The 23,574-nt window shown below is 64.8% G+C and carries 18 protein-coding genes and 1 tRNA gene; 6 read left to right on the top strand and 13 right to left on the bottom strand.

Annotated features, from left to right (window positions below):
- Positions 1 to 179: 179 nt before the first annotated feature.
- The 4 genes from BLW21_RS00780 (at position 180) to BLW21_RS00765 (ending at position 7,513) form a co-directional block, all read left to right on the top strand.
- Entirely contained in the window at positions 180 to 3,635 is a 3,456-nt protein-coding gene (locus tag BLW21_RS00780; RefSeq protein WP_092736879.1) for a class I SAM-dependent DNA methyltransferase, read from the top strand.
- 113 nt (positions 3,636 to 3,748) lie between these two features.
- A complete protein-coding gene (locus BLW21_RS00775; protein ID WP_092736876.1) occupies positions 3,749 to 5,410 on the top strand; it encodes an SBBP repeat-containing protein in 1,662 nt (553 codons plus the stop codon).
- Positions 5,411 to 5,554: 144 nt separating this feature from the next.
- Complete coding sequence (locus BLW21_RS22195) at positions 5,555 to 5,722, top strand: methyltransferase family protein (RefSeq protein ID WP_449404340.1); 168 nt, start codon at positions 5,555 to 5,557, stop codon at positions 5,720 to 5,722.
- Positions 5,723 to 5,839: 117 nt separating this feature from the next.
- Positions 5,840 to 7,513: an SBBP repeat-containing protein gene (locus BLW21_RS00765; protein ID WP_092736872.1), complete on the top strand. Its 1,674-nt coding sequence runs from the start codon at positions 5,840 to 5,842 to the stop codon at positions 7,511 to 7,513.
- A 65-nt stretch (positions 7,514 to 7,578) separates the two neighbouring features.
- Here BLW21_RS00765 and BLW21_RS00760 read toward each other — a convergent pair.
- The 7 genes from BLW21_RS00760 to BLW21_RS00730 form a co-directional block, all read right to left on the bottom strand.
- Positions 7,579 to 7,665 (bottom strand) — tRNA-Ser (locus BLW21_RS00760).
- Between the two features lie 139 nt (positions 7,666 to 7,804).
- The gene (locus BLW21_RS00755) at positions 7,805 to 8,854 is read right to left on the bottom strand and encodes an asparaginase (RefSeq protein WP_245711770.1); all 1,050 of its coding nucleotides are present in this window, start codon (positions 8,852 to 8,854) and stop codon (positions 7,805 to 7,807) included.
- 110 nt (positions 8,855 to 8,964) lie between these two features.
- Positions 8,965 to 9,771, bottom strand: a complete 807-nt coding sequence (locus tag BLW21_RS00750; protein ID WP_092736868.1) for a TatD family hydrolase — start codon at positions 9,769 to 9,771, stop codon at positions 8,965 to 8,967.
- A gap of 164 nt (positions 9,772 to 9,935) precedes the next feature.
- Positions 9,936 to 11,090, bottom strand: a complete 1,155-nt coding sequence (locus BLW21_RS00745) for a glycosyltransferase (RefSeq protein WP_092736866.1) — start codon at positions 11,088 to 11,090, stop codon at positions 9,936 to 9,938.
- 119 nt (positions 11,091 to 11,209) lie between these two features.
- Positions 11,210 to 11,854 carry a polysaccharide deacetylase family protein gene (locus BLW21_RS00740; RefSeq protein WP_317040212.1) on the bottom strand — a complete coding sequence of 215 codons (645 nt, stop codon included), beginning with the start codon at positions 11,852 to 11,854 and terminating at the stop codon, positions 11,210 to 11,212.
- Between the two features lie 162 nt (positions 11,855 to 12,016).
- Positions 12,017 to 13,153: a glycosyltransferase family 4 protein gene (locus BLW21_RS00735; protein WP_092736862.1), complete on the bottom strand. Its 1,137-nt coding sequence runs from the start codon at positions 13,151 to 13,153 to the stop codon at positions 12,017 to 12,019.
- A 197-nt stretch (positions 13,154 to 13,350) separates the two neighbouring features.
- The gene (locus tag BLW21_RS00730; protein WP_092736860.1) at positions 13,351 to 14,775 is read right to left on the bottom strand and encodes an oligosaccharide flippase family protein; all 1,425 of its coding nucleotides are present in this window, start codon (positions 14,773 to 14,775) and stop codon (positions 13,351 to 13,353) included.
- A 237-nt stretch (positions 14,776 to 15,012) separates the two neighbouring features.
- Between BLW21_RS00730 and BLW21_RS00725 the strand changes: the two genes are divergently transcribed.
- Both BLW21_RS00725 and BLW21_RS00720 read left to right on the top strand, forming a co-directional pair.
- Positions 15,013 to 16,110 carry a Wzz/FepE/Etk N-terminal domain-containing protein gene (locus BLW21_RS00725; RefSeq protein WP_139255031.1) on the top strand — a complete coding sequence of 366 codons (1,098 nt, stop codon included), beginning with the start codon at positions 15,013 to 15,015 and terminating at the stop codon, positions 16,108 to 16,110.
- Positions 16,107 to 17,585, top strand: a complete 1,479-nt coding sequence (locus tag BLW21_RS00720) for an O-antigen ligase family protein (RefSeq protein WP_092736856.1) — start codon at positions 16,107 to 16,109, stop codon at positions 17,583 to 17,585. Before BLW21_RS00725 ends, BLW21_RS00720 begins: the two co-directional genes overlap by 4 nt.
- Before the next feature lie 160 nt (positions 17,586 to 17,745).
- Here BLW21_RS00720 and BLW21_RS00715 read toward each other — a convergent pair whose 3' ends face one another.
- From BLW21_RS00715 to BLW21_RS00690, 6 genes are all read right to left on the bottom strand, one after another.
- Positions 17,746 to 18,981, bottom strand: coding sequence for a PP2C family protein-serine/threonine phosphatase (locus BLW21_RS00715; protein ID WP_092736854.1), 1,236 nt, complete (start codon positions 18,979 to 18,981; stop codon positions 17,746 to 17,748).
- A gap of 97 nt (positions 18,982 to 19,078) precedes the next feature.
- Complete coding sequence (locus tag BLW21_RS00710) at positions 19,079 to 20,257, bottom strand: ABC transporter permease (protein WP_092736852.1); 1,179 nt, start codon at positions 20,255 to 20,257, stop codon at positions 19,079 to 19,081.
- Positions 20,257 to 20,514, bottom strand: coding sequence for a MarR family transcriptional regulator (locus tag BLW21_RS00705; RefSeq protein WP_092736850.1), 258 nt, complete (start codon positions 20,512 to 20,514; stop codon positions 20,257 to 20,259). Before BLW21_RS00705 ends, BLW21_RS00710 begins: the two co-directional genes overlap by 1 nt.
- A 97-nt stretch (positions 20,515 to 20,611) precedes the next feature.
- On the bottom strand, positions 20,612 to 21,136 hold the full coding sequence (locus tag BLW21_RS00700) for a c-type cytochrome (protein WP_245711769.1): 525 nt from the start codon (positions 21,134 to 21,136) through the stop codon (positions 20,612 to 20,614).
- A 99-nt stretch (positions 21,137 to 21,235) separates the two neighbouring features.
- The gene (locus BLW21_RS00695) at positions 21,236 to 22,417 is read right to left on the bottom strand and encodes a glycosyltransferase (protein ID WP_092736848.1); all 1,182 of its coding nucleotides are present in this window, start codon (positions 22,415 to 22,417) and stop codon (positions 21,236 to 21,238) included.
- Positions 22,414 to 23,523, bottom strand: a complete 1,110-nt coding sequence (locus BLW21_RS00690) for a lysylphosphatidylglycerol synthase transmembrane domain-containing protein (RefSeq protein ID WP_092736846.1) — start codon at positions 23,521 to 23,523, stop codon at positions 22,414 to 22,416. Before BLW21_RS00690 ends, BLW21_RS00695 begins: the two co-directional genes overlap by 4 nt.
- Positions 23,524 to 23,574: the final 51 nt, after the last annotated feature.

Genomic DNA, 23,574 nt, shown 5'->3' with positions numbered 1-23,574 from the left:
TGGGCTAACGTCCACCCCACCCCCGTCCTTCCCCCTCTCCCGGGCCGACGGGCCGCCCCGTTGCCCGCAAGGTGTGCCGTCTGGCTCCCCCTCTCCTTGGGGAGAGAGGGCTAGGGGGTAGGGTTAACGCATGGCGCCCTATCTTCCCCGCCCCATTATCCTGTTATCCTACCGCCCTCGTGACCTACCCCGAATTTGAAGCCCGCTGGCAGCACTCCGGCGGCGCCGAACGGGCCAACTACGGCCTGTTCCTGCAAGACCTCTGCGACCTGCTGGGCGTGCCCCGCCCCGACCCCACCACCGACGACCCCGCCCACGACCACTACGTGCTCGAACGGGCCGTGACCTTCGCCGACGGCCCCCGCAAAAGCACCGGCCGCATCGACCTGTATAAGCGCGGCTGCTTCGTGCTCGAAACCAAGCAGGGTACCGATACCCCCAACCAGCAGCAGCGCCAGGAACGCGCCGAGCTGGGCCTCGAACCCAGTAAGCGCCGCAAGGGTCACGCCGTGCGCAACTCGCCTAAGTGGGCCGAAATGATGCAGGCCGCCCGCCAGCAGGCCCTCGGCTACGTGCGTGCTTTGCCCCCGAGCGAGCCCCGGCCCCTGTTTGTGCTGGTGGCCGACGTGGGCTACTGCCTCGATGTGTACAGCAACTTCGCTGGCGTCGGCGACTCGTTTGTGCCCTTCCCCGACCAGACGAAGTTCCGCATCAAGCTGACGGCCCTGGCCGACGACAGCACCCGGGCCATGCTGCGCCAGATCTGGCTGGCCCCCCGCGAGCTGGACGCCAGCCGCCGCGCCGCCCGCGTAACGCGCGAGCTGGCCGGGCGGCTGGCCAAGCTTTCCGAGCAGCTGGAGCAGGCCGGGCACGCGCCCGAGGTAGTGGCCCAGTTCCTGATGCGCTGCCTGTTTACCATGTTCTCGGAGGATACCGGCCTGATTCCCAAAACGTCGTTTACCGGCATGCTTACCCGCTACGGCCGCCCCGAGCTGCTGGAGTTTCTGCCCGACGCCCTCCAGACGCTCTGGCGCACGATGGACACCGGCGGCTTCTCGCCCGACCTGCAGGCCCGGTTGCGCCGCTTCAACGGCCGGCTGTTTCATGCGGCCGACGCGCTGCCGCTGAGCGCGGCCCAGGCCGAGCTGCTGCTGCAATCGGCCCGGGCCGACTGGACGGAGGTGGAGCCCGCCATTTTCGGCACGCTGCTTGAACGCGCCCTCGACCCCCGGGAGCGGCACAGCCTGGGCGCCCACTACACGCCCCGCCGCTACGTGGAGCGGCTGGTGCTGCCCACGGTGCTCGAGCCGCTGCGCCGCGAGTGGAGCGCCGCCCAGGCCGCCGCCGCCCGCCGCCTCGCCGAAGGCCAGGACAAGGACGCCCGCGCCGAGCTGGTGCGCTTCCTGCAACGCCTCACCAGTTTGCGCATATTGGACCCGGCCTGCGGCTCGGGCAATTTTCTGTACGTCACGCTCGAACATCTCAAGCGCCTGGAGGGCGAGGTGCTGGCCGCCATCAACAGCTACGGCCAGACGGGTTTGCTGGAGCTGGGCGGCGGTACCACCGTGAGCCCCCACCAGCTGCTGGGCCTGGAGCTCAACCCGCGCGCCGCCGCCATTGCCGACGTGGTGCTGCGAATAGGATACCTGCAATGGCACCTGCGCACCTACGGCCCCTCCGAGCTACGCGAGCCCCTGCTCGATGAGTACCAGAACATCCGCCAGCAGGATGCCGCCCTCCAGCACGACCCGCCCGTGCCCCGCCTCGATGCCCAGGGCCAGCCCGTAACGCGCTGGGACGGCACCACCCGCCCGCACCCCGCCACCGGCCAGCCCGTGCCCGACGAAACCGCCCGCACCCCCGTCCTCGATTACCCCAACCCCCGCCCCGCCGAGTGGCCCCAGGCCGATTTCATCGTGGGCAACCCGCCGTTTGTGGGGCCGGCCCGCATGCGCGACGCCCTCGGCGACGGCTACACCGAAGCCCTGCGCAAAGCCTACAAAGGCAAGGTGCCCGACTCGGCCGACCTCGTGATGTACTGGTGGTACAACGCCGCCGCCACCGTGCAGCGCGGGGCTGCGGAGCGCTTCGGCTTCATCACCACCAACAGCCTCAAACAAACCTTCAACCGCCGGGTCATGCAGCCCTTCCTCGAAGGCGACCCGGCCCCGCTCACCCTCACCTTCGCCGTGCCCGACCACCCCTGGGTGGATGCCGCCGAAGGAGCCGCCGTGCGCATTGCCATGACCGTCGCCGAACGCACCCCGGCCACGCCTTTGCCCGGTCAATTATGGATGCTCAAAACCGAAGATGCCGCGGAAGGTGACGAAGCGGCTGATGTAACATTTGACACTCAGGAAGGCCGTATTCTGCCGGATTTGTCGATTGGGGCTGCAATGGATAGTGCTGGAGGATTAAAATCGAATGATGGGCTCTCAAGTCGTGGTGTTCAACTTATGGGAGCGGGCTTTATTGTTTCTCATGAGCGGGCTTTGGAATTAGGATTGGAAAGCAACCCAGCTTCTAAAGCTTATATCCGCACTTATTCAAATGGCCGTGACTTAACAGACAGGCCACGTGGCGTTATGGTAATTGACCTGTTTGGCTTGACATCAAGTGAGGTACTTGAACAATTTCCAGCTATTTACCAGCACGTTGCTGAAACAGTAAAGCCAGAAAGAGACCAGAATAATAGGGCGAGTTATCGAGACAGATGGTGGATTTTTGGCGAAGCAAGGTCCGGTATGAGGTCTGCATTAAAAGGCTTACCTAGATATATTGCCACAGTTGAAACTGCCAAACATCGCCTTTTTCAATTCTTGGATGCGTCTGTTCTACCAGATAATATGGTTGTAGCTATTGCGCTTGATGATGCTTTTCATCTTGGCGTATTATCTAGCAGAATTCACAGGGTTTGGGCTTTGACAGCAGGCGGTACTTTAGAGGACCGGCCCCGTTACAACAAATCCCGTTGTTTCGACCCGTTCCCCTTCCCCGAGGCCACGGCGGAGCAGCAGGCGCGCATCCGGGAGCTGGCCGAACAGCTCGACGCCCACCGCAAGCGCCAGCAGGCCCTGCACCCCACCCTCACCCTCACCGACCTCTACAACGTGGTGGAGAAGCTGCGCGCCGGCCAGCCCCTGGCCACGCCCAAAGAGCAGCTCATCAACCAGCAGGGCCTGGCCTCGGTGGTGCTCAGCCTGCACCAGCAGCTCGACGTGGCCGTAGCCGCCGCCTACGGCTGGCCCGCCGCCCTGCCCGAGCCCGAGCTGCTGGCCCGCCTCGTGGCCCTCAACCACGCCCGCGCCCAACAGGAAAGCCTCGGCCACGTGCAGTACCTGCGCCCCGCCTACCAGGCCCCCGAGCTGCAACAGTCGGCCCTGGCACTGCCCGCTGCCGCCGCCCGCGCCACGGCCGCCACCGCCGCCACCGGCCCCCAGCCCTGGCCCGCCGAGCTGGCCCAGCAGATGCAGGCCCTGCGCGACACGGTGCAGCAGGCCGGCCAGCCCCTGAGCGCCGCCCAGGTCGCGGCCCGCTTCCGCCGCACGCCCGCCGCCAAAGTGCAGCCCCTGCTCGCCACGCTGGTCACGCTCAGCCTGCTGCGCGAAACCGACGACGGGCTGTATGCGGGGTAGCGGTGGGAACTGGATGGTCGGCTGAGCGTAGTCGAAACACAACCGTACGGGTAGCCTCCTTTACCTTGCAAGAAACTTGCTGAACCCTAATCAACCTTCATAATCATTGGCTTATGGGCATTTTTACACCTGCCTTTTTTCGTCGCGTCATCACTGGGTTGGCGTTGTTTGCCCACAGCATGGGGACACGCGCCCAAAATACGCCACCTGCTTGGCAAGATGCCACCAACATCGGGCAAGAGACATTTGACACAGGAGTTGGGGCCGTTGATGGGGCCGGCAACCACTATGTAATAGGCGCCATGCGCGGAAGCCTCACCGTCGGCACCACTACCCTCACCAGCGTGGGCGATGTCGATAGTTACCTAGCGAAATACTCTCCGGGCGGTGCGGTCCTATGGGTGCGGCAAATAGGCTCGCCCGGCGCCGACTTGATTTTTGACGTAGCGCTTGATGCCGCTGGCAACAGCTACGTAACCGGCCGTTTTAACGGTCCCGTCGCTCTTGGCAACAACTTGTCGCTCAGCAACGCCTCCTCCTCCCCTGAAGTGTTCGTAGTGCGCTATTCGCCGCTTGGCACCCCAGAATGGGCTCAACAAAGCACTTCAGGGAGCAACAGCACTGGCTTTGGCATCGGCACTGACCTAGCAGGCAACCTATATGTAACAGGCACCTGCAACGCACCATTCACATTGGGTGGTGTTGCTCTTGGCATGCCCAACAACCAGTACCGCCCGGTGTTTTTGGCCCGTCTGTCGTGGGCCACAGGAGCGGTACAATCCTTGGTCACGGCTTTTGCATATCCTGCACTTGGGGGCAGTTTCGGCTTGCCTCGCCTTGCTGTGGGACCCGCTGGTGAGACTGTCATTACCATTAGTTTTTCTCAGCCCGCACCGCTATGCCCCAATGGACTCACCTTCACTAGCCGCGGTGGTACCGACGCACTAGTAGCCAAATACACTGCGTTGGGTAGCTTCCAATGGGCGCAGCAAATCGGCAGCACCGGTAACGACCCCATTAGCGACGCCACCGTCGATGCGGCAGGCAATGTGTATGTGTGCGGCACAGCACGCGGCACAAATGTAGTTGGCACCATTACCCTGCCCTACCAAGGCGGTGCCGATGGCTACGTGGCCAAGTATTCTTCCCAAGGAATTGCACAATGGGCTGAGGCCTTAGGAGGTACTGCCGATGACACCTGGAATAGTGTGAGCCTCGATGCCACCGGGGCCCCCTACGTGGCCGGCAGCTTCAGCACTTCGTCACAGGTGAGCACTACTACCCTCAGCAGCACCGGCGCTACGGACGCCGTAGTAGCAGCCTACACAGCACAGGGCCAACTGCGGTGGGTGAAGCAAGCGGGCGGCCCCGGCGCCGATGCCGCGTACTACCTTGGCTTGGACAATGCTAGCAGGATTTCGGTGCGCGGCTTATTCGCCAACGCCAGCGTGTTTGGGCCTTTCACGCTTAGCACTAATGCCGCTAATGGCGAGTCCTATTTGGCCCGTTTGGGCGGTACAGTTTCAACCACCCAAACTTCTTACTTGCCTTTTCAGGCACTCTATCCTAACCCTGCAGTTGCGTTCGTACACCTTCCTGGGTTGCCAGTGGGAACTCGCATTCAATTGCTAGACGCGGTGGGCCGCGTGGCGCGCGAAACCACAGTTTCAACTGCGGCGCAAGTGTCGGTGTTGGACTTGGCGCCGGGCCTTTACACGCTGCGTGCCACAGACCAGCAAGGCCAGCTGTATACAGGCCGTGTGGCCGTGGAGTAGCTAATACCGAGAAAGTCGATAGCGCCACAGGCGTGACAAGGGCGAACAGGAGCGTGCCCGCTAGCAGCAAGCCGCGCTAACTCTGTTAACCGAAGCAACGGCGGCCACCGGCCCCAAACTTGGCCCACCGGACTAGCCGAGTAGATTCATGCAGTACGGGATGCCGTACAACAGGCGGGCCAGTCGGTCAGTGCTGCCCAAGTATCTGCCCGTTTCCGTCGCACCAAGCCGGAAAAGGTGCAGCCCCTGCTCACCACCCTGGTCACCCTCAGCTTCCTGCGCGAAACCGACGACGGGTCGTACGCGGGGTAGCACCTCACGGGACCCCGCCGGGGCCGACCCCCTTTCCCCGAGGAGAGGGGGCCGGGGGGTGAGGTAAATGTCAGCCCGAAGCACTCCCTATATATTCCATCCTCACTCTTTCCTATCATGCAAACCGCTACCCTTACGCACTACCTGGCTTCTGCCCTCACCGGCCTGCTGCTGGCTGCCACTACCGCCGCCGCCCAAACCACGCCTCCCCCCGCCTGGACCTTTGTGCGGGCGGTAAGTGCCGGCCCCAACCTGCTTACCCAGGCGGGAGCCCACGTCAGCGCCGTCCAGGCCGATGGCACCTTCTACGCCGTGGGCTCCTTCACCGGCACGACCAGCGTGGGGGGCTTCCCGCTCGTGGCCAAGGGCAGCTCCGATGGTTACGTGGCCAGGTACACAGAGGAAGGCAATGTGCTCTGGGTCCGGCAGCTGGGCTCGGCCGGCATGGATGCCGGCCGGGGCGTGGCGGTTGATGCGGCCGGCAACGCCTACGTGACGGGCCAGTTTGTGGGGGCCGTTGATCTGGGCAATGGCCTGGCCCTGAACGACCGGGGCACCACCCAGTCGAAAACCTTCTGCATCCGCTACTCGCCCAACGGCGTTGCCCAATGGGTGCAGCAGAGCAATGACCTCAACTACTCCGAGGGCTCGGGTATTGGCGTAGATGCCAGCGGCCACGTGTACCTGACCGGCATCATGACCGGTTTCTTCGTGCTGGGCAGTTCGGTGCTTAACCTGCCCGATAATTTTACTTCCAACACCGCGTACCTGGCCCGCCTCAGCGCCGCCACGGGTCAGGTAGAAGCCCTGACGGCCGCCTTCTCCTACGGTTCCGGCAGCAACTTTGCGCCCCTGCTGGCCGTGGCCCCGGGCGGCACCCGAGTGTACCTGCTGCCGCACTTCGAGAGCCGGCTGCTGCTGCCGGGCGGCAACACGCTCAGCAGCGCCGGCAACCTGGATGTGGGCGTGCTGGCCTACACGGCCACTGGCCAGCTGGAATGGGCCCGGCAGCTGGGCAGCCCCCAGCGCGACGAGGCGGCCCAGGCCACTACCGACGCGGCCGGCAACCTCTACGTGGTGGGGCATTCGCTGGGCTCGGTGCGGGCCGGCCTGTTCACGCTGCCCAACAACAGCGGCACCGATGGCTACCTGCTCAAATACGACCTGAGCGGCGAAGTGCAGTGGGCCCAACCAGTGAACAGCCCCGGCAACGACCAGCTGCAATCGGTGGCCGTGACGCCGAATGGCGCGGCCTACGTCACCGGCTCGTTCGAGCAAACCCTCACCATTGGCACCCAGCGCCTGACCAGCGCGGGCCAGCGCGACGTGCTGGTAGCGGCCTACTCGCCCACCGGCCAGCCCCGCTGGGCCCAGCAGGCCGGCGGCCCCGGCCCCGATTACGGCTCCTACCTGGGCCTGGGCTTCAACGGCTCCCTGAACCTGGTGGGGTCGTATAGTGCGCCGGCCACCTTCGGCCAGCAGGTGCTCACGGCGCCGGCCCCCAACGGCACTTTCGTGGCCCTGCTGGGCGGCGTTGTGCTGGGCACCAACTCGGCCCGCCCGCTGGCCCTGGCCCTGGCTCCCAACCCGGCCACCAGCCGCGTGCGCCTTATTGGCCTGCCCGCCGCCCAACCCGTGCAGGTATTCGACCCGCTGGGCCGCCTCGTGCGCACGGCCACGCTCGCGCCCGATGCCTCGTTTTCGGTGCAGGGCCTCGCCCCCGGCCTGTACCTGGTGCGGGCTGTTGATGCGCAAAACCGCGCCTACGCCGGCCGCCTGGTGGTGGAGTAAGGGCCCGAAAGACATAGTCCAAAAACACGAAAGCCCCGTTTCTGCTTTAGAAACGGGGCTTTTTGCAGAGAGGATGGGATTCGAACCCACGATGAGCTCACACCCATACACACTTTCCAGGCGTGCTCCTTCAACCACTCGGACACCTCTCTGGGTGATGCGGTTTGGTGGCGCAAAATAACACCCGATTTTCCGGAAACGCAAGCCCCAGCCGCTTTAGCTGGGCAGATAGCGCCGCTGGAACGGCGCAGGAACGGCGCAGGAATGCCGCAGATACGCGAGTACGCGTCGCTACAGCAGCGTTATTTCGCCCCGCAGGTCCTGGGCCATCAGGCGGCGGGACTGGGCCGGCCCCAGGTCCAGGCCGAGCACGAACATGAGCTTGGTAATGGCCGCTTCGACCGTAATATCGTCGCCGCCCACAATGCCGAGGTCGGAGAGGTAGGCGCTGGTTTCGTAGCGGCCCTGCAGCACCCGGCCCTCCTCGCACTGGCTCACATTGAACAGCACCACGCCCCGGTCGGAGGCTTCGCGCAGACATTGCAGAAACCAGGGCGTGGTGGGCGCGTTGCCCGAGCCGTAGGTTTCGAGTACGCAGCCGCGCAGGTCGTCGAGCTCCAACTGGGCCCGCAGCACCCGTTCGCTCAGGCCCGGAAACAGCCGGATGAGGGCCACCCGCTCGTCGAGGCGCTGGTGGACGCACAGCTTGCCGGCAGGCAGCAGCCTTATGTGCCTGTCGTGGAAGGCCAGCTCGATGCCGGCCTGGGCCAGGGGCGGGTAGTTTTCGCTGCGAAAAGCGTCGTACTGCTGGCTTTCCACCTTTTTGGCCCGGTTGCCCCGAATCAGCAGATCGTTGAAAAACAGGCACACCTCGGGCACGCGCACCGTTTTGGCCATCGGGTGGCGGGCGGCGGCCATTTCCAGCGCCGTTACTAGGTTGCGCCGCGCATCGGTGCGGATGCCGCCCACGGGCACTTGCGCCCCGGTAAACACCACCGTTTTGCCCAGGTTTTCGAGCAGGAAGCTGAGCGCCGCCGCCGAGTAGGCCATGGTATCGGTGCCGTGCAGCACCACGAAGCCGTCGTACTGGTCGTATTTCTCGGCAATGAGGGCGGCCATGCGCAGCCAGTCGGCGGTGGTTACGTTGCTCGAATCAATCGGCTCGCCCAGGTTCACTACTTCCACCAGCATGTTCAGCTGGCGCAGCTCAGGCATCTTACGCCGGATTTGCTCAAAGTTCATCGGCACCAGCTCGCCGCGCTTGTTGTAGGCCATGCCGGCCGTGCCGCCGGTGTAGATGACGAGGATGGAAGACTGGGGGCTTTCGGGAGTAGCAGCCACGGGCAGGAACAGATTGGGATGGAGCCGCTAAGGTAGGGAGTTGGTTTTGGGGAAAGGAAGTGATGCAGTGAGCGAGTGATGGGGGCCAAAGAGGCGGTCATCACCTCTCCTTACCTCCTCACGTCCATTACCTGCTCACCCCCATCACCAGCAGCGCCAAACAGCGCCAGCGTATTGCGGGTGGTGGCGGCAGCTACTTCCTCCACTGACACGCCCAGCAGCTCGGCCACGCGGCGAGCTACCAAGGGCACGTAGGCGGGCTCGTTGCGCTTGCCGCGGTGCGGCACGGGGGCCAGGTAGGGGCAGTCGGTTTCGAGCAGCAGGTGCTCCAGCCCTACGCCGGGCAGCACCTTATCCAGCCCACCATTCTTGAAGGTAGCCACGCCCCCGATGCCCAGCCGGAAGCCCAGCCGGATAACTTCCTCGGCCTCGGCCGGCGTACCCGAGAAGCAGTGGAACACGCCCCGCAACGTCCCGTCCTGGGCAGCGGTAATGATGTCGGCGGTTTCGCGGAAGGCTTCGCGGGTGTGCAGCACCAGGGGCAGCCGGTGCTTTTTGGCCAGCGCCACCTGCACCCGCAGTGCCTCCTGCTGCTCGGCCAGCAGCGTTTTATCCCAGTACAAATCGATGCCGCACTCCCCCACCGCCGCGAAGGGCCGGCGGCTCAGCCAGTCCTCCACCTCGTACAGCTCGCGCTCCAGGTTGCGCGTTACGTGGCAGGGGTGCAGGCCCATCTGGGCGAAGCACTGGGTGGGGTATTTGGCTTCCACTTCCAGCATGGCCTCAATGCTTTCGTGGTCGATGTTGGGCATGAAAATGGTTTCCACGCCGCTTTCGTAGGCCCGCTGCAGCATTTCGTCCTGGTCGGGTTTAAGCTGGGGAGAATAGACGTGGGCGTGGGAATCGGAAAAGGTCATGGGTGAAGTAACGGGATGATGGGGTAATGGCAAAGGTACTGTCATCCTGAGCTGGCGAAGGACCTTATCACGCTCGAATAAGCTGCTGCTACGGTTGTGCAAACGTGATAAGGTCCTTCGCCAGCTCAGGATGACAGCCGTCTTGCCTGTTTGCTACCGCAAACCTAGCGGTAGCTCCTGCCCTTCCACTCGAAGTGCAGTGGCAGCAGCCGGAACAGCACCAGACTCACCGTCAGGGCCAGCGTGTAGAGCTCGAATACCGGCAGCAGCGCCAGCGGCGGCCGGCGGCCCACGCGGCGGAAACACACGGTAGCCAGCACGCCCTGCATGGCCGATTTGGCCACCCACACGGCCAGCGCCACTCCTGGCCCCGCCACCACGGCCAGGGCCGCCAGCACCAGGTAAAACGAGCCGTATAGTGCCAGGCAGCCCTGCAGCCAGCCCGGCAACTGCTCCACGCCCCGCATCCAGCGCCGTCGCTGGTGCAGCAGCCCGCGCCAGCTGTACATCGGCAGCGACTCGGCCAGCACCTCGGGCCGGAACAGGTTGCGGTAGCCGAAGCCCCGCGCCCGCACCGCCTTAAACAGCTCGAAATCTTCGGTTACTGAAAACGGCAGCGCCTCGTAGCCGCCGGTGGCCTCATAGGCTTCGCGGGTGATGAGCATGTTGTTGCCCATGGCCGTCACGGGCTGGCCCAGATCCGTCACCACCTGCACCAGCCCCAGCGACAGCAGCCAGTCGAGCCCCTGCAAGCGGTGAAACAGCCGCGGCCCCGTTACCAGCGTCAGGCCCGTTACGATGCCTACGTTCGGGCCAGTCCAGGCCAGCAACCCCTGCAGCCAGGTGGGCGGCACGGCAATATCGGCATCGGTAATGAAGAAGAAGTCGGTAGTAGCGGCCCGCGCCAGCTGGGCCAGCACGTTGGCCTTGCCCCGCGCCGAGCCCCGGTTTTCCCGGATATCGAGCACCCGAAACGTGCCTGCGTAGCCCTGCATAGCCGCCTCGGCCACGGCGGCCGTGGCATCGGTGCTGCCATCATTGCCCAGCAGCACCTCCACCAGCTCCGGCGGGTAGTCCAGCGCCCGAATGGCCTCCAGGCAGCGCGCAATGGCCGCCTGCTCATCCCGGGCGGCTACCAGGATACTTACCCGCGGCCGCCCCTCCCCCAATGCCGGCGCCCCTGCCCGCCGCCGCCCCAGCACCCAGGCCGAAACCGCCAGCAGCGCAAACCAGCCGATAAAGTACAGGGTGAACAGCATGTTGGGTAGTGAGAGGTGAGAGGTGAGAGGTGAGAGGTGGCGAACGGAAACGGCTGTCATCCTGACGAAGGAAGGATCTTGTCAGGCTTGAGTAATCGTGGCAACTACTCGTTCAAACGTAATAAGGTCCTTCCTTCGTCAGGATGACAGCCGTTTCTGTTCTCCCCCCCTACTCGTTCTTACAGCGCCGCAAACTGGTAGCCGGCTTCGGCGCAGTAATCGAGGTAGCGGGGCAGCACGTAGCGCAGGTTGCGGGCGGCTTTCTGGCTGTCGTGAAACACGACGATGCTGCCGGGGCGGGTGAGACGGATGCTGGCCCGCAGGCAGGCCTCGGGGGCGTAGTCGGGGTCGTAGTCGCAGCTGAGCAGGTCCCACATGATGAGCTGGTGGCGGGGGTGCAGCGCCTGGGCCAGGGGCCGGGTAATGCGGCCGTAGGGCGGGCGCAGCAGCGGCCGGGCCTCGGGGGCAACGGTGGCGGGCTGCAGCGCATCGAGCAGGTGCTGGCAGCGGGCCACGTCGGCCAGGTACTCGGGGCGCGGGTGGCGCCAGCCGCTAAGGTGGCGGTGGGTGTGGTTGCCCAGGCGGTGGCCGGCGGCCAGCACCTGCCGGGCCACATCGGGGTGGCGCGCCAGGTTTTCGCCCACGCAGAAAAACGTAGCCCGAGCATCATAGCGCGCCAGCTGCTCCAGCACAAAGGGCGTCTGCTCCGGAATGGGGCCGTCGTCGAAGGTCAGGTAAAGCGTAGGCGGGTCAGTGGCGGGCATTTCCCAGATACACTCCGGAAACAGCCGCCGCACCAGCCCCGGCATTCGGTGTAAGTGCACGTTGGTTTTGGTTGGGTGATGGGGTGATTTGATGAGCGGGCAAAGATACTGTCATCCTGAGCGGAGCGAAGGACCTTATCACGTTGTAGTTGCTTGAACGTGATAAGGTCCTTCGCTCCGCTCAGGATGACAGTATCTTTGCCCGCTCGCCAAACCACCAAATCACCGCCCATCCGCCGCCCGCTCGATTTCCTGCCACAGCCGCCGGGCGCTTTCGGCCCACGAAAACCGCTGCCCGTTGCGGAAACCGGCGGCTATCAGCTGCTGCCGATACGCCTCCGATTCCTCCACGCGCGCCAGCCCGCCGGTAATGGAGCCGACCGAGTAGGGGTCGACGAGGCAGGCGCCGCCGGGGCCGGCTACTTCGGGCAGCGAGCTGCAATCGGACGTGATGACGGGCGAGCCACAGGCCTGGGCCTCGATAACGGGAATGCCGAAACCCTCGAAGTAAGGCACGTAGCAGGTGGCGCGGGCCGCGGCGTACAGCTGCACCAGCTCCTCATCAGTTACGCGGCCCGTCAGGTGCACGGCGGCGCGGTGGCGCAGTCCCTGGTACACCTCGAAAATGGGCCCGGCTTTCCAGGCCGTACGGCCCACTACCAGCAGCCGGGCCGCCGAGCCGGTAGCCGTTTTAAACGCATCGAAGGCCCGCAACAGACTCTGCAGGTTTTTGCGCGGCTGCAGCGCGCCCACAAACAGGTAGTACGGGTGGCCGGCCGTGTACCGCTCGCGGGTAGCCTGACGCACGGCTTCGGGCTGGGGCTGAAAACGCGCATCAACGGCGTTGTACACCACGCTGATGCGGTCGGGCGCGATGTTGTAGCGGGCCACCACGTCTTGCTTGGTGGCTTCCGACACGGCTACCAGCCGCGCCGAGGCCCGGGCGAAACGCGGCGTGAAGTAGCGGTAGTAGGCCAGCGAAAGGCGGTCTACGTCCTGCGGGAAGTGCTCGAACGCTAGGTCGTGCAGCACCGTCACGCGGGGCACGCGGGTGCGCAGCGTGGTGTAGCCGTCGGGACTCAGCAACACGGCCGGGCGGTGGCGGGCCAGCCAGCGGGCCACCGCTACCTCGAACCAGGCCAGCCACAGCAGTACGTGCCGGGCCGGGGGCTTCAGCACGTGCGGCACCACGTTGGGCCCCAGCACATACCGCGCATCAAAAGGCCTGTCGAACAGAAAATGAAAGGTGTGCTCCGGGTGCTGCCGCACCAGCTCGCGCAGGGTTTCGAGCGTAAACCGCCCAATGCCCTCCAGCTTGTCGCCGGGCAGCAGGAAGCGGACGTTGACGGCAATGTGCACGGCAGTGAGTAGTGAGAGTGGTTAGTGACTGTTGCGCGGTTGCCAGTAGCGCGAACTTTGTAGTTCGCGTTTCCGCGCCGTGGAAGCCAGTTGAACGGCGCAAGAACGCGAACTACAAAGTTCGCGCTACTGGCAACTGCGCAGCAGCAGTTAGTTAACGGGCCAGCTGGACCGCAGTTGGGCTGGCGGTTGGTTGCTTACGCACCTATGCCGGGCTCCTGCCCTTTTTGTTGCAACGCGGCCCGCACCTCGGCTACCCGCACCACGCCCAGCGCGAACACCAGCGCCAGCAGCAGCGCGGCGGCCAGGGCCGTTTCCAGCCACCAGGGCAGCCCGGCGTAGGTGCGCAGCCCGTACCAACCGGCGCACAGCCCGCCAAAGGCCAGCGCCAGCCGCCCCAGCATGCGCAGCGGCAAGGCCACCCCGGTGCGCCGCGGCACCAGCCACACGTAGCCCACCGACACAAACACGGCGCACAGGGTGGTGTTGGCCGCGCCGGCCAGCGCCCCGTAGCGCGGCATCAACAGGAAATTGAGGCCCACGTTGAGCGCAATGCTGGCCGTTACAAGCCAGGAAACCGGTTTTTCGTGGTCGGTGCTGGTGAGCAGCGTGCTGTAGATGGCGAAGAAGGCATGGACCAGCACGTTGAGAAACAGGATTTGCAGGCACTGCGTCATGCGCGCTATTTCGGCCGCGCTGCTGTTGCCAAACTGAAAGAACAGCAGCTCGCCCCGAAACAGCCCGAAGGCCACCACCAGCAGCAGCGGCACCGTTACCACCCGCTGCCCGAACCAGAGCAGCTCCTGCTGCTCGGCGCGCTGGCCGGTAGCGCGGGCGAAACGGGCAAAAAACAGCGGCAGTACCGTCCACAGGTACATCATCACGGCATCAACCCAGCGGTAGGCGGCGGCGTAGTAGCTGGCCTCGCTGGCCGACACCAGCCGCTCCAGCATCAGCATGTCGATCCGCTCATTGAGGCCGTACACCAGCGTAATGAAGGCTAGCGGCAGGCTTTCCAGCAGCAGCTGCCGGGCCTGCCGCCAGCGCGGGCGCAGGCGCATCACCACCCGCCCATAGAGCCGACGAATGAGGCCCGCCAGCAGCAGCAGCGTAAACAGCCCCGCCACCACCCGCACGGCCACGTACCGGTCGAGCGTGAGGCCCAGCGGCAGCAGTCCCAGCACCAGGCCCAGCAGCAGCACCCGCTCCAGCACCGAGAGCACGGCATCGGTATTGAAGCGCTGGTGGGCCTGCAGCACGCCCCTTAAAAACTGGGTGTACTGCGTAAACAGCAGCCCGGCCGCCGTGAGCCCGAGCAGCACCAGCCAATGGTCGCGGTAGCCCAGCACCCAGCCCAGGCCCACCGTAAGGCCCATAAAGCTGATACCCAGCCCGGCCCGCAGCGGCAGCAGCGTGGGGAAGAAGTCGGTGAAGTAGCTGGCCGAAGCGGCCAGGCGCTTGGTGCTGAGTTGGGTAATGCCCAGATCCGACACGGCGGCCACGATGGTGGCCAGCGTGAGCACGGCCGTAAACGTGCCGAACAGCTCGTGGCCGATGCGGTCCTGCACCACGTTTTCGAGCACCACCCAACCGGGCTTTACCAGCAGGTTGAGCAGCACCACAAAGCCGATATTGCCGAAGAAGCGTTTGATGCGCGAAAGGAGCTAAACGGGAAGAAAACAGGCCGCCCGTTTGCCGCAACCGGCCCCGGGCGCGAGGCAGTGGGGCGTAAAACTACACAAAAGCCGGTGGGCTTCGCACGGCACCGCAGCAAGTTGGTGGCGGCCTTTTTCCGCTATCTTTGCCCGCCGTCAGCCCTCTTTGCCTTCACTTTCCGGGGGCGCGGCCTGCTGTTTTTTATGTCGGAATCTTCTTATTCGCTGCTGGGCCTGTGGCCCGTTATCAATCGGTGGAAAAAACTGGTGCTGGCCGCCGTGGTAGCGGCGGCCGTGCTAAGCGTAGTGGTGGCCCTGCTGCTGCCCAACATCTACCGCTCGACGGCCGTTTTCTTCCCCACCAACCCCGAAAGCACCGACCCCGACCGCCTCGTGGACGGCGGTAAGCTAGAGCTGGGCGGGCGCTCGGAAGACCTGGACCGCATCATCACCATTGGTCAGTCGCAGCCGGTAGCCGAGCAGCTGATCCGGGAGTTCGGCCTGTACAAGCACTATAAGGCCGGCGAGCCGGGCACCGACGCGGTCGAAAATGCCGTGCTCTACGAGTTCAGCTCCAACCTGAGCATTGTGCACAACGAGCGCGACGCCATCGAGCTGACTTTCGAAGACAAAGACAAGGAGCTGGCCGCCCGGCTGGCCAACCGGCTGGTGCAGGTTATCGACTCCATCAACCAGCAGCTTACGCTGGAAAACCGCCGCAGTGTGCTGGGCCTGTACAAGCTGCGCTTCGAGTTCCTGCAGAGCGAGTTTGAGCAGAGCCGTCAGCAGTTGGTGCAGGCGCGCCGCCGCTACGGCATCTACGGCCTCGAGCAGCAGGGCCGCTACATGGCCCGCGAAATCATCACGCTGGAAAGCAAGCTGCGCCAGGCCGAAGGCAGCGGCAACGCCAACCAGGCTGCCGGCGCCCGCCGGGCGCTGCAGGGCCTTACCGGGGCTGGCGGCACCAACACCATCAACCTGGAGCGCTACGTGCAGGGCACCGACTCGATGGGCCTGTTTGTGGCCCGGCTTACCGACTTGCAGGGCCGACTGGTGAAAGCCCGCGGCGACTACGAAACGGCCGACCTGACGCTGCGCGCCAAGATTTCGTCGCTCTACATTGTGCAGAAAGCCTACCCGGCCACCCGTAAAAGCAAGCCCGTGCGCTGGCTGATTGTGGTGGGCTCGGTGGTCGTGACGCTGGCCATCTCGATAGTGCTTATTACGCTGCTGGAGCTGTACAAGCGGAGCCGCCGTGGCTCCCGGCGCCGGTTTGGGCAAGCTACCGGGGCCGGCTCGTGAGCGGCGCGGCGCGGGCCCTACTGAGCCGCTGGCTGCCCCAGGATCCGGCCCAACGGCTGTTTGCGGGCCTGATGGGGCTGCTGCTGCTGGGCGGGACGGTGGCGGGGCTGCTGGCCTCGCCCCTGCCGCTACTGCCGGCTTTGGCCGGCGTGGGCCTACTGGTGCTGCTGATAGACTGGCGGCTGGTATACTGGCTGTTTTTCCTGACGCTGCCCTTCTCGCGCGAAATTTCCCTCAGCGGCAGCCTCAGCCTCGATGTGCCCTCCGAGCCGCTCATGCTCGTGCTCAGCGGCTGCGTGGGAGCCAGCCTGCTCATGCGCCGCCACCGGCTGCCCGTGCGCGAACTCACGCATCCGCTGCTCATCATTCTGGGCCTTATGCTGCTGTGGTCGGTGGTATCGGCCTTTTTCTCGGTCGACAGCACCAAGTCGATCAAGTATCTGCTGGCCAAGGGCTGGTACCTGACGCCCTTCGTGCTGGGCACGCTGCTGCTGCTGCGCCGCCCCACCGACCTGTGGCGGATAACAACGCTCTACACGGCCGGGGCTGCTTTTACGGTGGTCGTTATCCTGCTGAATCAGGCCAGCCGGGGCTTCGCGTTTGACGAGACGCAGTGGGCCGTGCACAATTTCTACCGCAACCACGTCATTTATGCCACGGTGCTGGCCCTGCTGCTGCCCTTCATTTTTTACCGCTGGCGCAGCCGGCAGGGCGTAGAGCGGCTGGTGTGGGGCGCGGCGCTGGGGCTGCTGCTGGTGGGCCTGGTGCTCTCCTATACCCGGGCCTCGGTGCTGAGCCTGCCGGTGGCGGGCCTGTTTTACGTGGTGGTGCGGCTGCGCCAGACGCGCCTGCTGCTGGCGGGCGTACTGGTGGCGGCGCTGGCCGGGGCCGGGTACTTCATGAGCCAGAACAATTACCTGCTCTATGCTCCCAACTTCGAGAAAACCGTGTTCAACGGCGAGAACTTCGAGAAGCACTTGGAGGCCACTTACAAGCTGGAAGACGTATCGGGCATGGAGCGGGTGTACCGCTGGGTGGCGGCGGCCCGCATGGCCGCCGACAAGCCCCTGGTGGGCAGCGGCCCCAACACGTTTTACCCCGAATACAAGCGCTACACGGTGCGCAGCTTCCGCACCTACGTGAGCGACAACCCCGAAAAATCAACCACCCACAACTACTTTCTGCTCCTGCTGGCCGAGCAGGGCTTCCCCGGCATGCTGCTGTTCATCACCCTGGTCGGGGCCACGCTTATCACCATCGAAACGCTCTACCACCGCACCGCGCCCGGCTCGGAGTACCGCGCCGTTCTGCTGGCCTGCGGCCTGAGCTTCGTTATCATCGTGTTCCACCTGCTACTCAACGAGCTGGTGGAAGTAGACAAAATCGGCTCGTTCTTCTTTATCAACCTGGCCATGCTGGTGCGGCTGGGCACCTGGGTGCGACAGGAAGGGGTGAATGATGAGGTAAGAGGTTAGAAACACGGAACGTCATTCTGAGCGAAGGCGCAGCCGCAGTCGAAGAATCTCGCGTGCAATACTAATCCTGTCGTCAGGAAATATTTTGACACGCGAGATTCTTCGACTGCGGCTGCGCTTTCGCTCAGAATTACGTTCCTCTCTTTAACCCAACACTTCCCTACTTAAACCGGCAGCTCAGAATCGTTACGTCGTCGGCGAAGCCGGTGCCGGCCTGGTCGAAGGCGGTGATTTCGCGCAGTAGCTCGGCGTGCACGGTGGCCAGCGGGGCGTAGCGGTTCTGGCGCAGTACCCGCAGCACGCCCTCCTCGCCAAACTCGTTCTGGTTGGCGTCGAACACTTCGGTCAGGCCATCGGTGTAGGTGAGCAGCAGGCTGTGGGGCGGCACCACGAGGTGGCCCACGTTCAGCATGGGCAGCTCCTCCATCACGCCCAGCATGATGGTGCCTTCTTTGAGCGGCTGGCTGGCGGCCCCGCTGTCGAGCAGCAGCAGCGGGTCGTTGTGGCCGGCATTCACGTAGTGCAGCTCGCGGGTAGTGCGGTCGTAGAGGCCGAAAAACACGGTGATGAACTTGTCGCCGCCGGCGTTGCGAAAAATGAGGTGATTCAGCTCGTGCACCACCGTGGCCAAATCGACCTGCTGGCGCATGAGCGTGCGCAGGCCGGCCTGAAAGTTGGACATGAGCAGCGAGGCCGCCACGCCCTTGCCCGACACGTCGGCCACGCACAGCAACACCCGGTTGTCTTCCAGCTCCACCACGTCGTAGTAGTCGCCGCCCACGGCGGTGTGGGGCACGTAGCTGGCGTGCACGGCTACGGCGGCATCGTTGGGCAGCCGCTGCGGAAACAGCATGGTTTGCACCTCGCGGGCAATTTCGATTTCCTTGCGCATAGCCGCCGAGGCCACCCGCTGCCGCGCCAGCCGTCGGTTTTCGATGGCCCCCACCAGAATATTACTCAGCGTTTGCAGGAACTTGGTAGCCTCCTCGCCGGCGTAGTCGTCGTGCACGTTGCCGGTAAATACGTAGGCCAGCACATACCCGTTCTGCACCACCGGAATGGCAACTTCGAGGTTTTCCCACTCCGGACTCAGCCCCAGCATCTCGCCCAGCCGGCAGGGCACGCTGGTGCAGGTGTCCGTAATGGCCGAGGGCAGCTCCACGTTCCGAAAATCGGCCAGCCCGGTGCCAAAACAGGCCATGCAGGCCCACTCCCGATCTTCCTTCACATAAAGCACCAGCCGCCGGATATTAAGCTGGCCCAGCAGCGTAAACTGAAATATCCGGTAGAGCGCGGCCTCGGAATGGTCCTGGTTGATGGCCTGGGTGATTTCCAGCAGCGCCCCCAGCTCCCGCTCTTTCAGGAATAATTTCTTCTCTGGTGTAGTATTGGGCATAGGGCGAATGAGTGACTCGGTGAATGAGTGACTCGGTGAGATAATCGAACGTCGTAATGACAACACTCATTCACCGAGTCACTCATTCACTCATTGATTAAAGTGGCGTTTTGGGGTCGTAAGCGTCGCGCAGGCCGTTGCCGAGCAGGTTGAAGCTGAGCACCAGCAGGCTAATGGCCAGGCCGGGCAGCAGCGTGAGCCACAGGCCGGCACGGGTGCCCAGCAGCTGGAACCCCTCGTTTACCATCAGGCCCCACGACGGGGCTGGCGGCTGCACGCCCAAACCTAAGAAACTCAGGCCAGCTTCGAGCAGAATGGCCGCTGCAAAATTACTTGTGGCCAGCACAATCAGCGGGCCGGTCATGTTGGGCAGCAAGTGGTGGGCAATCAGGCGGCGCTGGGGCAGGCCCAGCACCCGGCCGGCCTCCACGAAAGTAGCCGAGCGCAAACTCAGCATCTGCCCGCGCACCACGCGGGCCACATCCACCCACATCGTCAGGCCCACGGCCACAAACGAGGTCCAGACGCCCTTGCTGTCGAGGGCCAGCGAAATGGCAATCACCAGCATAATTCCCGGAATGCTCCACACCACCGTCATCAGGCCCAGCAGCAGCGAGTCGAGCCAGCCGCCCACGTAGCCGGCCACGGCGCCCACCAGCATGCCCAGCAGCACCGAAATCAGCACCGCCACCAGCCCAATTCCCAGGCTGATGCGGGTGCCCAGCAGCAGCCGGCTCAGCTCGTCGCGGCCGGCCTTGTCGGTGCCCAGCCAGTACATTCTTTCGATGATATTGCGGCGGGCCAACGGGGCCAGCTCGGCGGCCGAACCGCTGCGGCCGGCCACAGCACTCAGGGCGTAGGCCTGGCGCTGGTCGGCCAGGGCCGAGTGGTTCTGGTAGGGCTGGGTGATGAGCGAGTCGCCCACAATCTGGTAGCCGCCAATGGCCACCTCGCGGAAGCGTGGCGTCCGGCCCTGCCACCAGGTGCGTAGCAGGTTGTCGGCCGCGTCGCGCACCGCAGCGGGCCGGGGCAGGCGCAGGATGGTGGCCGGGAAACCGGGGGCTTCTTTTTGCAGCTGTACTAGGCCGTTGTTGGCCGAGGGCGAGTTGTCGGGCAGCACCCAGTAGCCCAACACGGCCACCAGCGTACAGAGCACAATGAAGCCCAGCCCAAGCATGGCCGGCAGATTGCGCAGCAGGCGCTGGCGGACGTAGTAGCCCGGCGAGCGGGCCACGGCCGGCGCGGCAACCGGAGCAGCAGCGGCAACGGCAGGCATCAGCGGGTGTTGTGTTGCAGCAGGCCCTCTTTGGAAGCCAGAAACTGGCAGTCGCCCACCAAGGCCCCAAACGAGCTTTCCTCGTAGGCCAGCTCGGTGTCGGGGTCGGGCCAGAAGCTGCGCACGTAGCCCACGTCCATCAGCCGGCGCAGGGTGTCCACGAGCTCGGGGCGCGGCAGGCCGGTTTTTTTCAGCAGCTCGGCGAAGGGCGTGACGAAGTACAACTCGTCGAGAACATCAAATTCGGCGTCGGTCACGGCAGGAAGGGCAGATTGTGAGCAGGCAAAGGTAGATGTTCGGCCGGGGTTTTTGGCAGCGACACGCAGAGGGATGCGCGGAGGTTCGCAGAACTGTTCAATTGGCCGCTACCATAGCACCTTGTTTTTCCACAGCTTGCAGGTAGTCGAAAATCTGGCTGATTTCCTCGTTGGAAAGTTGAAAGCTCGGCATCTGCTGCTTCTGGTACTGCTCGTAGACTTTTACGGCATACTCGTCGCCGCTGGCTATCAGCTTGCTCGAGTTCTTCACCCAGGCGTGCAGCCACTTTTCCGGCCGCCGCTTGCGCACCCCGGCCAGCGCGGGGCCGACTACCACATCAACAATGCCGTGGCACTGGGCACAGTTGCCTTTGAACAGGAACTCACCAGCCAGAATCGCCCTTCGCTTACCAACTGGCAGATGTAAGGTGTCAAACGCAACCCGATTGAGCGAGGAAGGCATATCAACTACTGCACAGCCCCCTGGCTGTTCTATTTGGCTAGCAGAAGTAGGAAGATATTCGTCCAGCACCCCAGTAGCGGTCAATAGCAGCCCGCAAATCAACAAAGCCACCACCGCCAGGCTGGCCGGCATCATGATTTCCGGCAGGTTCTTATTCATCTTGACAGAGAGGTTGGAACACCGCAGAAAGTACGTCGTCAAACGCCGCAATAGCAAGCATCTTTTAGGGTTTGATGACCTTCAGATAGCGCCCCGCTTCTACCCGGCCCTCCTACCCTTCCACTCGTAGCCGCCGCGCAGGCCCGCCAGGCCCACCAGCAACGCGTAGGGTGCGTAGGCCAGCTGCAGCAGCGGCGCGTAGGCCAGCCAGCGGCGGCGGCCCAGGAAGCCCAGTACCGGGGCCAGAAACCAGCAGTCGGCGGCCAGCTTGAGGCCCAGGCCGGCTACGGCCCCGGGCAGCAGCGCGGGCTGCCAGACCGAGGCCACCAGCCCGGCCATTGGGGCCAAATTGGCCAGCAGCACCAGCACTGCCAGCCGCTGCGAGGGCAGGTGCCGGTAGTGCCGCCACTTGCTGGCCCAGCGCACCCGCTGCCGCAACAGCGCCGAGAGCGTGGGCGGCCCGGCCGTGCGCACCAGCGCGGCCGGGTGTTTCAGAAACCGAATGCTGCCCGGAAACGCCGCGTGCAGCTTATGGAGCAGGAATTCGTCGTCGCCGCTGGGCAGGTGGGCGTTGCCCGCGTAGCCGGCCACGGCCGCAAAGGCGCGGCGGCGGTAGGCCAGGTTGGCCCCGTTGCACATGGTGGGCGTGCCGGCCGCAATGCCGGCCCCTCCCGTGCCCACCAGCCCCGCAAACTCCAGCCCCGACAGGCGCTGCAGCAGGGTATCCGGCCCCGTCAGCAGCACCGGACCACTCACGAAGTTCACCGCTGGCCCGGCCCCATCGAGCAGCGCGGCGTAGGTCCGCAGCCAGTCGGGGCCCACGCGGCAGTCGGCATCGGTGCACACTATCCAGGGGGCGCGGGCGTGCTGCAGGGCTGCCTGTAGCGCCGCTTTCTTGCCGACTCCCGCCCCCGGCACTTCGGCCAGCCGCACCATTTGCAGTCGAAAAGCGGCCGTTGTGGCGGCGGCTGCCAGCAGCGCAGCCGTGTCGTCGGTCGAGTGGTCGTCGGCAATGATGACCTCGAACTCGTGGGCCGGCAGGCGCTGGCGGGCCAGATCGGCGAGTAACTGCGGCAGGTTGGCGGCCTCGTTGCGGGCGGCCACGAGCACCGAGAAACGCGGCACGGCAGCGGGCGCGGGCGCGGCAACCGAATCGGCGGCGGCGGGCAGCGGCGGCAACTCGGGTTGCGGCAGCTGCTGCCAGGCGCGGCGCAGACGCAGCAGCTGCTCCGCGTATAGCGCCGGAAACGCCAGCAGCAACAGGCTCCAGGCGCTGCTCATGCGGTGGGGGTAGTTTCGGCAGTGGCAGGCGCTGCTGCCGAAACTGGAGCCGCCTCACTAGTCGTGGTGGCCTGGCGCTTGCGCAGCACTTTCAGGCGCAGCACGAATATCAGCCCCACAGCGCTGGGCACGGCAATATTGAGTACCCATAAGCTCAGGCTGGCGCTGAGCACCGGCAGCGGCGGCTGGCCCAGCAGCCCGAACAAATGGGTGGCCGACAGTTCGCGCACGCCCACATCGGCCAGCGCATTGAGCGAGGGCACCAGCGACTTGAGCAGGAAGGTGCCCGCCACGGCCGCCGCCGCCGGGCCCACGGCCGTCTGCACCCCGTAGGCCAGCAGCAGCAGCCCAAACTGTGCCCCAAATACCAAGTAGCGCAGCCCCGAAATCAGCAGCACATCGGTCAGTAGCCGGGCCGGGTAGGTGGGCATTACGGCCAGATAGCGGCTGAAGCGCCGCAACGGCTTAATGGCCCGCACGGCCGCCACCAGCAGCTCGGAGTGGTAGAGTGGCAGCAGCACCGCCAGATTGATTGCCAGCGTGAGCACCACCAGCCCGATTTGCGCGGCCGGGTAGCCGTTCAGGTAGAAGCGCAGCCCAAAGTAGAGCAAGCCCAGCGTACCGGCCGCCACCGTGGCCACCAGCTGGCAGTAGCGCCCCAGAAACACAGCTCCCAACGCATCGAGCCGGCGGCTTTTCAGCTCCATGATGCGGCCGGCGTAGTCGCCCATGCGGTTGGGTGTGACGAAGCCCAGCGTGAGGCCCACCAGCACCGCCCGGAAGCTGCGCCGGAACGAGACGGGCTCCAGGTGCCGGGCCAGCCGCCACCATTTCCAGCTTTCGAGGCCCCAGTTGAGCGGCACCAGCAGCAACGCCAGCAACACCGGGCCACGCCCCTGCCCGCCCAGACTGCGCGCCAGCAGCCCCCGCCACGCGGCGGCCGTGGCCTCATTATCGACCAGCGAGTGCCAGAGCAAACCCAACGTAAGCAGCGTAATGCCCAGCTTAGCCGCCACCACCCAGCCGCCGCCCCGTGCCGGAGCAGGGCGGGTTGGCATGCGGGGTTCGGGGCTTTGGGCGTAGCTTTGGGACGGCGAGGCGGGCAAAATGACGGCAGGTTGCGTAATTTCGGCAAGTTAGCTTATCAGAGCCGCAAG

The sequence above is a fragment of the Hymenobacter psychrophilus genome, assembly GCF_900107135.1.
GTDB lineage: Bacteria > Bacteroidota > Bacteroidia > Cytophagales > Hymenobacteraceae > Hymenobacter > Hymenobacter psychrophilus.
Note: the sequence above shows the minus strand (reverse complement) of the source record. Positions and strands in the feature narration are given on the sequence as shown.